At 60.3% G+C, this 7,805-nt stretch carries 11 protein-coding genes and 1 pseudogene; all 12 read right to left on the minus strand.

The window, feature by feature from the left end; genetic code table 11:
* Positions 1–175 (minus strand): annotated as a pseudogene (locus ABSG20_RS24170) (lipoprotein-releasing system transmembrane subunit LolC); the annotation flags it as partial.
* An 87-nt stretch (positions 176–262) separates the two neighbouring features.
* A complete protein-coding gene (gene proS / locus ABSG20_RS24175) occupies positions 263–1,582 on the minus strand; it encodes a proline--tRNA ligase (protein WP_423867023.1) in 1,320 nt (439 codons plus the stop codon).
* Between the two features lie 255 nt (positions 1,583–1,837).
* Complete coding sequence (locus ABSG20_RS24180) at positions 1,838–2,359, minus strand: copper chaperone PCu(A)C (protein ID WP_423867033.1); 522 nt, start codon at positions 2,357–2,359, stop codon at positions 1,838–1,840.
* A 49-nt stretch (positions 2,360–2,408) separates the two neighbouring features.
* Positions 2,409–3,353, minus strand: a complete 945-nt coding sequence (gene copD, locus ABSG20_RS24185; protein WP_423867024.1) for a copper homeostasis membrane protein CopD — start codon at positions 3,351–3,353, stop codon at positions 2,409–2,411.
* 17 nt (positions 3,354–3,370) lie between these two features.
* Entirely contained in the window at positions 3,371–3,727 is a 357-nt protein-coding gene (locus ABSG20_RS24190) for a copper resistance CopC family protein (RefSeq protein WP_423867025.1), read from the minus strand.
* Between the two features lie 2 nt (positions 3,728–3,729).
* Complete coding sequence (locus ABSG20_RS24195; protein WP_423867026.1) at positions 3,730–4,431, minus strand: hypothetical protein; 702 nt, start codon at positions 4,429–4,431, stop codon at positions 3,730–3,732.
* 5 nt (positions 4,432–4,436) lie between these two features.
* On the minus strand, positions 4,437–4,577 hold the full coding sequence (locus ABSG20_RS24200) for a hypothetical protein (protein ID WP_423867027.1): 141 nt from the start codon (positions 4,575–4,577) through the stop codon (positions 4,437–4,439).
* A 145-nt stretch (positions 4,578–4,722) separates the two neighbouring features.
* Entirely contained in the window at positions 4,723–4,896 is a 174-nt protein-coding gene (locus ABSG20_RS24205; RefSeq protein WP_423867028.1) for a hypothetical protein, read from the minus strand.
* A gap of 41 nt (positions 4,897–4,937) precedes the next feature.
* Positions 4,938–5,471, minus strand: a complete 534-nt coding sequence (locus ABSG20_RS24210) for an MORN repeat-containing protein (protein WP_423867029.1) — start codon at positions 5,469–5,471, stop codon at positions 4,938–4,940.
* Positions 5,472–5,497: 26 nt separating this feature from the next.
* Positions 5,498–6,061, minus strand: coding sequence for a TlpA family protein disulfide reductase (locus ABSG20_RS24215; protein ID WP_423867030.1), 564 nt, complete (start codon positions 6,059–6,061; stop codon positions 5,498–5,500).
* 153 nt (positions 6,062–6,214) lie between these two features.
* On the minus strand, positions 6,215–7,411 hold the full coding sequence (locus tag ABSG20_RS24220) for a hypothetical protein (RefSeq protein ID WP_423867031.1): 1,197 nt from the start codon (positions 7,409–7,411) through the stop codon (positions 6,215–6,217).
* A gap of 15 nt (positions 7,412–7,426) precedes the next feature.
* The coding region (locus ABSG20_RS24225; RefSeq protein ID WP_423867032.1) for an outer membrane protein at positions 7,427–7,805 on the minus strand (379 nt) is incomplete at its 5' end.

Genomic DNA, 7,805 nt, shown 5'->3' on the forward strand with positions numbered 1-7,805 from the left:
AACCGTTCATGACGGCCATCACGATGATCAGCGTGGCGACGCCGAGCATGATGCCGAGGAAGGAGAAACCGGCAATGACGGAGATGAAGCCTTCCTTGCGACGAGCCCGCAAATAGCGTCCGGACAAAAGCCATTCGAATGGCGCGAAAGGTCGGGTTCGAACTGTCTCGCTCATGGTTGCATCCCTCGTTCGATTTTCACATGATTCGGCCCAATTGTAGCCTTAACAGCGCAACTCCCCGCAGCCGCGGTGGATAATTCGTCACGCAATCAGCCGCGCCACGACATCCGCCGGACTGAGATTGTCCCGCCTCCCGTCGCTGCGCCGCTTAAGTTCGACCTTGCCTTCGGTGAGCCCCTTGGGACCGACCAGGATCTGCCAGGGAACCCCGATCAGGTCGGCGGCGGCGAACTTGGCGCCGGCACGCTGATCGGTGTCGTCGTACAGCACATCGACGCCCCCGCCGCCGAGCTCGCGATAAAGCCGTTCGCAGGCCGCGTCGGTGTCGGCGGCGCCCTGCTTCAAATTCAGGATCGCCACCTTGAACGGGGCGACCGCCTCCGGCCATTTGATGCCGGCGTCATCATGACAGGCCTCGATGATGGCACCGACCAGCCGCGAGACACCGACGCCGTAGGAGCCACCATGAACAGCCACCTCGGCACCATCGGCGCCGGCGACCATGGCTTTCATCTTGTCCGAATATTTGGTGCCGAAGTAGAAGATCTGGCCGACCTCGATGCCCCTGGTGTGCAGCCTCTTCCCATCGGGCACCTCACGCTCGAACCGCGCGGCATCGTGGACGTCTTCGGTGGCGGCGTAGACCGAAGTCCACTGCTTGATGAGGGGGGTGAGATCGCCGTCGTAGTCGATCTCCTCGCCGGGCACCGGCAGATTGAGCACGTCGCTATCGCAATAAACCGCCGACTCGCCGGTCGCCGCGAGCACGATGAATTCATGGCTCAGATCGCCGCCGATCGGTCCGGTTTCGGCGCGCATCGGAATGGCCTTCAACCCCATCCGCGCGAAGGTCCGCAGGTAGGCGACGAACATCCGGTTGTAGGCGCGCCGCGCCGCCGCTTCGTCGATGTCGAACGAATAGGCGTCCTTCATCAGGAATTCGCGGCCGCGCATGACGCCGAAACGCGGTCGCTGCTCGTCACGGAATTTCCATTGAATATGATAGAGATTGAGCGGCAGGCTTTTGTAGGACTTGACGTAGCTGCGAAAAATCTCGGTGATCATTTCCTCGTTGGTCGGCCCGTAAAGCAATTCGCGCTTGTGGCGGTCGGTGATGCGCAGCATTTCCGGACCGTAGGCATCGTAGCGTCCGCTTTCGCGCCAAAGGTCCGCCAGTTGCAGCGTCGGCATCAGGACTTCCAGGGCGCCGGCCCGGTTTTGCTCCTCGCGGACGATCTGCTCGATCTTCCTCAGCACCCGTAAGCCGAGCGGAAGCCAAGCATAGATGCCCGCCGCTTCCTGCCGCATCATGCCCGCGCGCAGCATCAGCCGATGCGACACGATCTCGGCCTCTTTCGGATTCTCTTTAAGGATGGGTAGAAAGAACCGCGACAATCGCATGGGGACACTCAGGGAATCGGTCGGATACGGGAGACGAGCAGTGAAACCGGATCGGCTGCGAAAACACAAGGGCAGTGCCAGGAATAGCCATTAATGCTTCGGATCTGCTGCTGTTTTTACCGGCGGCCTGGAGCGCGGAAATTAGGCGGAACCGGCTGAACTCACGAGCCTAATGACCCGGTACCCCCTCCGCTGGCGATTTTCCGGCGCGATTGCCGGCGCGACGCGAAGGCGCGTTTGGCGCGCTTTCCGGGCTCACATCTTCATGTGATCCATCTTCATGTCCATGTGGTCACCCGGATTAGGCCCACCTGCCGGCCCTTGCGCCCCGACGCCCTCAATTTCGAACACGACCCTTACCTTGCCGGCCTTTTCGAACTCGAGCGTCAGCGGAACTTTCTCGCCCCGTTTGAGTGGGCTCTTCAGATCGACCAGCATCAGATGATAGCCACCCGGCGCCAGCTTGACGGTCTTGCCGGGCTCGATGGTGAGACCGTTATCCAGCAGCCGCATCGTCATAACGCCGTTATTGACCGCCATCTCGTGGACCTCGACCTTGCTGGCGACGTCAGCCGAGCCGCCGATCAGCCGGTCCGGCGTCGAGCCCTTGTTTTCAATCGTCAGGTAACCGCCGCCGACTTTCGCGCCACCTGGCGTGGCCCGGCTCCAGGCCTGGGTGATGACGAGATCGCCGGCCTTGAGCTCTTCGGCGCCCGCGGGCGCGGCGAGGCAATACCAAATCATCGTGGCGCACGCGGCGGCGCGCGCGATCAACATCCACATGGGTCTTTTGATATGCATGTGCAGGCCTCCTCCGATCGACAGGTCATAGAAAGTGGATCGCGGGATGTAGCGTGCCGAGCACACCTACGATGGCGAAGATGGTGAAGCCAAGGGCGATCTCGATCAGACTGTTCCGCCTTAGTTGATCCAGCACGTCGAGCCGTGGCTCGGTCTGCGCGAGCTGTGGCGTTACCCGGAAGCGGTTGACCGCGGCGAACGCCACCATGACGGCGAACAGGCCAATCTTGAGCATCAGAAGCCGCCCATATTCGGTAACGGCAAGTGCGTGGAATGAACCCGCCAGAATCCACGAATTGACGGTCCCGCTCAGCAAGAGCGTGCCCACCGAAGCGATGCCGAGCGTCGAAAAGCGTAGGATGACGTCGCGCGCAAAATGCGCAAGCCCCGGGTGGAGTCGCATTACGGCCATCAGCCGGACCAGGGCTACCAGCCCTCCTGTCCAGGCCGCCGCCGCGATCACGTGCAGGACGTCTGCGGTCAGATGCAGGAAACCCGTTTCGCCCATCGTTGATGCAGCATGGCCAGTCCACGCGATGGCTGCGGTCAGGCCCAGAGCCGATACGAGCCCCAGCCAGCGTGACAGTGCGAGCCGGTCATAGGTCAGACAAACGGCCAGCGCAAGCGCAAGGACGAGGCGAAGCTCAGAGACCAGACCGAACTGCGTCCGGTTCATAACCGTCAGCAGAACGTTCGATGCCATGGCCTCGTGGAACGGAAGGCCGCTCATGGACATCGCCTGCAATTGCAGCCAGATCACGCCGGACGCGAGCGTAGTGGCCAGTCCGATCCACCCTGCCTGCAGGGTTTGCGTCTGTAACAACCCGGCTGCCGCCCGGTCCGAAGGCAACACCGGCGCCGCGACCACGGCCCGGAACATCAGACTTCCGGCCATGACCGCGGTGGCCGCGAAGTGTATCGCGCGAACGGTAACCATTGGCCCGTCGATCCGCGCTCCGAACCACTCCATGGGTTGGTCCCTTGCGCCTATTTGCCTACTTGAAAGCTGAAACTACCGTCGGTCGTATGCGTGTCCACCGAGAGGACGCGCCAAGTCACGTGATAGGTTCCGCTGCCACCGGGACGCAATGCGACCGACATCTGGTTGCCGCCGACGCGGACCTTCCCGGTATCGATGCGCTGACCGGCGGAGTCGGTGACGGTGATGGTGCAGAAGGCGGGCTCCAGCTTTTGCGTAAACCACAGTGTCACTTCGCGCGGAGCCGTCGCAACGGTGTTGCCGACGCGCGGCTCCGCATGGTCGAGAAAAGCATGCGCCTTGGCTTCACCGATCGCGAGCAACAGCAGTAGCGGGATCATTCCTGCAAGAATCGAGCGATGCATAATCAGTGCCTCCCAAACGGACTGGCGGGTTGGACCGCTTCGCCAAAGATCGGCTTGCCGATCCCATGTGGATCGATGTCGTCGAGGAACAAGCGCAGTTGTGCGATCACCCCGACATTGGTGCCACTTTGCCGGTTGATCGGAACCAACGCCTCGATCCCGACCTGAAAGGTATTTCCAACCCAGATCGCCCCGGGATTGATGGTACCCGTCGTCATCGTGCCGGCGGTCAGGGTATTAGCCACCGGTGTCTGCAAATTTGCTTCAACCAGCGGGATCAGGTGATCGATGAAATCCGGCAGGCCGAGGTCGACCACCGCGCTCTTGAGATAGGGCATGCTGTACTGGATCGTCGCGCCCCAGTTCAATACCCGCGGATCGAATTCAGTGTCGATCGCCAGGTCGCTGCCGTCCGGATCGATCCCGAAAGTCCTGGTAAAATTTCTGCCGGGGATCGCGTACCCGACCTGGCCGGTGATCGCGACCGGTCGAATCCATGACAGAATGTTCGGGAGATCGCCGAGGCCTTTGCCGAAATAGGCGGTCGGCGTGTAGGTGTTGAACGGATCGGCTCCGACGCTTTTTGCGCCCGTGCCGCCCCATTCGATGCTGAGACCGACAGACATCACGAATTCATGGGCGGGATCCCTGAACACCCGATATTTGAAGGTGGTCTCCAGGTCCTGGAATGCGTTGGCGCCCATCCCGGTCAATCCGCCGGGCGCGCTGAGGGATCGGCACCGGCCGGAAAGAAGCGGTTGCCGACGATTTCGTGAGCGGCACTCTGCCTCAAGGGAACGAGCGCGATGGCGAGCCCGCACAGGCTCGCGCGCAGAACACGGATAGACATGAAAATTCCCCGCACATGTTGAGGCACAATCAGGAAGGCTCACATCGGCGATAGCCACCCGGCACCCGTTTCATGGTCTTGCCGGGCTCGATGGTAAGACCTCTCTCCGGCGGCCATATCATCGTCACGTCGTTGTTCATGGCCATCAGCGGCAGACCTTGACATAAACGCAGATCTTTTTGAAATTATCCCAATGGCATTGCTGCTCCATTCGGCAGGTCTTGCCTTTGGTCTCCGAGGCGGCCGCTACCGTCGCCGCCAGACCCGGTCTCACACAGAGGACAAGTATCGATAAGACAAGCGGTGCGAGATATTTCATCGGTCGATCTCCTCCGGTTTTCTTCTCGGCGGCGGCTTTATCTAGTGACAAGTCGACGACGGGACGCCGAACGCGATCCTTCGCTTGTCGCCCTCTAGGCAGCCATCTTTCCAGTTCCCTTTGAAGAAGCCCTCAGGACTCGTGACGGCTCCGGTCCCATTCGGCTTTCCGTTGCGAAATTCGCCTTCATAACGAGAACTCCGAAGCTTCAATACACCTCGCCCCTGCGGCTCGCCATTCACGATTTCGCCGTCATAGCGGCCCAAAGACCAGTCTTGCGAACCGCGACCGGACTGCCGGCCCTCGTTCCACTCACCCTCGTCTTTCTCGTAAGGCTTGCCATCGTGAACCCATTGCAGGTTGCCACCCCCCTGTGCAAAGCCATTGGCGCAGGCCCCGGACCAGGTCACCGACTCGTTGGACTGCGGATGCGGGTTCCAGACTTTGCAGCCATTGTTGGAGTCCGCAACAAAGCTTCCCGACTGGAGCGACTGCGCGTAGACCGCCGAATGGCACAGCAACGCCGTTGCAACGAATGAAATTGTGGCGAGAGCGGTTCTCATTTGCGCGAGCATGACTACGCCAAACCCTGGAACTCGAATTATTGGGGCAACAACGGGAGTACGACGTCTCTCAGCAATTGCTCCCGAACGTCAATGAATTTGTCCCGGATCACGCCATCGCGATCGATGACATAAGTCAGAGGAAAGCCTTCGGGCGGGCCGAACCCATTATCGGCAATCTGGTCCAGGGTCGCGGTAGGGTAAGCCAGCGCGTTGCTCATCTTGCGCATTTTCGCGAAATCCTGCGGCCGGTCGGCGCTGATGCCGATCACTTCCAAGCCACGTTCGTGATAACGCCGATAGAATGCGTCAATGACCGGCATTTCCTTCTTGCAGGGAGCGCACCACGTCGCCCAATAGGTTACCAGAACGACCTTGCCGCGTAATTTGCTCAGATCAAAAGTCTGCCCGCCAAGCTCGGACAAGACGAGGGTCGGCGCCGGCGCATCGATGGACGGGGCGGCCAACGCGAAGCCGCACCCCGCGGTCCGAAGGAGCAGCGAAGCCGCGATTAGTACGGGAATGCTTGAGTTTGAAGGCATAAGCCGCAGGCACGTTCGCGGTATGCTATTTTGCCCACTCAATGTTGTAGTCTCCTGCACCGTGGACCTCCTCGCTCATATAGCGTCAGCCCACAATCCCGTTACAAACGGCGAGACCCGACAGACGCTTCCAAAATCGGCCGATCACACAGCAATCAATCGGCCCCTCGGTATTGAAGCGGAATCTTGCTGCCCGCCGCGACTTCCTGATCTTCAGAAATTATAGCTCGTAACGAGCTTAAACAGGTACGGCGCCACAAGCTGACCTTCCGTCCCCGCATTATTCGCGGAGTTGGCCCGGTAATAGACGGGGACTTCGACATCGACATAGAGTTTGAACACCCTGTTGTTGGCCTCGTCCAGGACCTTCGTGAACTCAATGCCCGGCGACAACATGACCCGGTCGAAGCCGGAATTTAGGGGATCCGACCCGCTACCGTTGTCGGATTCCCGGTGGGACACGATCACTTGGGCAAGCGGGGTTATCTTGTCGAGGCCGAGCACATGGTACCAGTTATTGTAAATGATGCCGATGGCGCCATCGATCTGCATGCCCGGATGATAGGTTTGGACGACCCCGAGGTTACCGTCGAAAAAGCCCTGCGGGTCGGCAGCCGACTGATACAGGAACGGTTGCCGCCATACGAACTGCGAAAAATACTGCCATGCATTGTCACCGCTGAGCAGGCCGCGATGAAACGCCCCCAGTATCAGGTCGGTGCTGCCTGTTCCGATCTGGTTGTCGCGATCAATCCCAACGGCCGTAAAAGTTGCTGTCGGCAGCTTGAGACCGAAGATGAGGCCGGTTGACAAGTCAGGCGCGAACCCGGTGTAGACCCCCATGATCTCCAGGTCGCCAAACGTTCTGGAGTTGAACGTCTGAATCTGGCCTGGAAACATGAAGTCGGTCTCGGTTGTCAGCGAGCGGTTGGAGCTTACTGGCACCCTTACCATGATGCCCCAGTCGCGGTTGAAGTTGTAGCTGGCGCCGACATTGTACCATTGGGTCTTGATTTCCTTGTCCGTATTCAACGCCGCCGGCGTCTTGGAACTGCCGACGTAGTTTTGCGTCTGGTCCTGGCTCCAGTATTCGAAAAAGACTCTGCCGCCATGCTCTTGCTCCTGCGGCAAATCGAGGCCGCCGACGTCGAACACGCTGCAACCACAGGCGCACGCGCGCGCGACCGTCGTCGTCAGGCCGACAAGAGATCCGACGGACAGGATCGCCGTCAGAACGCATACCGCGAAGGCCGCGGCGATTCGGCGGCTCAGAGTGCCGAGCGCCGGTAATGTTGAAATCTGAGTAATGGTCGACATGATGTCACCGTTGGATCGAGATGTTTCGAGTTGCCCGGGCGACGCGCTGTGCGGTCCGGCGATGAAGAGGCTGGGAAGAGCGAGTTCGCGCACGACGCGCCCAAGCGATCAGAATTTGTAGTTCAGGCCAGCCCGAAGAAGCTGGGTGGTCAAATCGCTGGAACCGTGCAGCGTATTGGCGCCACCGCCCGCGTCGGTTATCGCACCGAGCGCGTTGACCTTCGCGAAGTTCGCGTAAAGATATTCGGCGCGGAACGTCCAATGATCCGCTAAGGCATGTTCCCAGCCTGCGCCGGCGACCCAGCCCACCAACGACTTCGACGCCGCCGCACTTCCGCTTCCGGCAGGAGCGCCGCCGTCGCTGTAGCTTTCCAGGTAGCTGACCTGCGTAAATGCCACGCCAGCCGTTAGGTAAGCGAGATCCCGATCCGACGCTATCCCAAGTCGGGGACGAAGGGTCGCCAGGTAATTGGTCGTAAGGGATTGC

The sequence above is a fragment of the Bradyrhizobium sp. genome, from assembly GCF_049512235.1.
In the GTDB taxonomy this organism is placed as follows: domain Bacteria; phylum Pseudomonadota; class Alphaproteobacteria; order Rhizobiales; family Xanthobacteraceae; genus Bradyrhizobium.

What these genes read in the sequence shown, in the direction of transcription:
- ABSG20_RS24195 (WP_423867026.1), bottom strand. Translation starts at nt 4,431, where the DNA reads ATGGGCGCCAACGCATTCCAGGACCTGGAGACCACCTTCAAATATCGG.
- ABSG20_RS24210 (WP_423867029.1), bottom strand. Translation starts at nt 5,471, where the DNA reads ATGCTCGCGCAAATGAGAACCGCTCTCGCCACAATTTCATTCGTTGCA.
- ABSG20_RS24190 (WP_423867025.1), bottom strand. Translation starts at nt 3,727, where the DNA reads ATGCATCGCTCGATTCTTGCAGGAATGATCCCGCTACTGCTGTTGCTC.
- ABSG20_RS24200 (WP_423867027.1), bottom strand. Translation starts at nt 4,577, where the DNA reads ATGTCTATCCGTGTTCTGCGCGCGAGCCTGTGCGGGCTCGCCATCGCG.
- proS (WP_423867023.1), bottom strand. Translation starts at nt 1,582, where the DNA reads ATGCGATTGTCGCGGTTCTTTCTACCCATCCTTAAAGAGAATCCGAAA.
- ABSG20_RS24180 (WP_423867033.1), bottom strand. Translation starts at nt 2,359, where the DNA reads ATGTTGATCGCGCGCGCCGCCGCGTGCGCCACGATGATTTGGTATTGC.
- ABSG20_RS24205 (WP_423867028.1), bottom strand. Translation starts at nt 4,896, where the DNA reads ATGAAATATCTCGCACCGCTTGTCTTATCGATACTTGTCCTCTGTGTG.
- copD (WP_423867024.1), bottom strand. Translation starts at nt 3,353, where the DNA reads ATGGAGTGGTTCGGAGCGCGGATCGACGGGCCAATGGTTACCGTTCGC.